We start from the raw sequence: 731 nt of genomic DNA, 5'->3' as shown, positions 1-731 counted from the left end.
GCCGCCGCCGGCGCGCTGGGCGCGGCCACCCTGGGCGCGATGACCTTCGGCTCGGCCGCCACCGCACTGGCCGACACCACCCCCCAGCAGGCCACCACCACCGCCGCCATCGCCACCCAGCCCACCGGCACCACCGCCGGCACCACCGCCGGGCACCAGGCCCCCCTCAACGACCTGAAGGACCTGAAGGACCTGAAGGACCCGCAGCGCGGCCAGGACACCGTCAAGGACCTGGCCGAGCAGGCCAAGCCCGGCCAGACCGGCAAGACCTTCGCCGGCCACCAGCCCGGCAAGGGATCCCAGGACAAGACCGGGGCGACGGCGCATGATGTGATCAAGCTGGCCGAGAAGCAGGTCGGGATCACCGAGGGCGCCGACGGCAACACCAAGTTCCACCGCTGGTACATCAACAGCGACCACGCCAAGCGCACCGCCGAACGCGACGGCGGCAAGGTCGGCGACTACAACGGCGCCTCCTGGTGCGACATGTTCGTCACCTGGGTCGGCGACAAGGCCGGCGCCCGCGGCATGGGCGGCGACGCCTACACCGTCTCCCACGCCCAGTGGTTCAAGGACCACGACCGGTGGGGCACCAAGGCCCGCCCCGGCGCCGTGGTGTTCTTCAACTTCGACGGCGCCAAGAACATCGGCTCCATCGAACACGTCGGCCTGGTCGTCAAGGACAACGGCGACGGCACCGTCAGCACCGTCGAGGGCAACACCGCCGACTC

Annotated in this window: 1 protein-coding gene; it reads left to right on the top strand. The window is 71.0% G+C overall.

What is annotated here, in order from left to right; translation table 11 throughout:
- On the top strand, positions 1 to 731 hold a 731-nt coding region (locus tag ACGWYJ_RS38945; RefSeq protein ID WP_395111726.1), incomplete at both ends, for a CHAP domain-containing protein.

The sequence above is a fragment of the Actinomadura sp. SCN-SB genome, from assembly GCF_043906805.1.
Classification (GTDB): Bacteria; Actinomycetota; Actinomycetes; order Streptosporangiales; family Streptosporangiaceae; genus Spirillospora.
The sequence above is the reverse complement of the archived record's forward strand: the minus strand, read 5'-3'. Positions and strand labels throughout refer to the sequence as shown.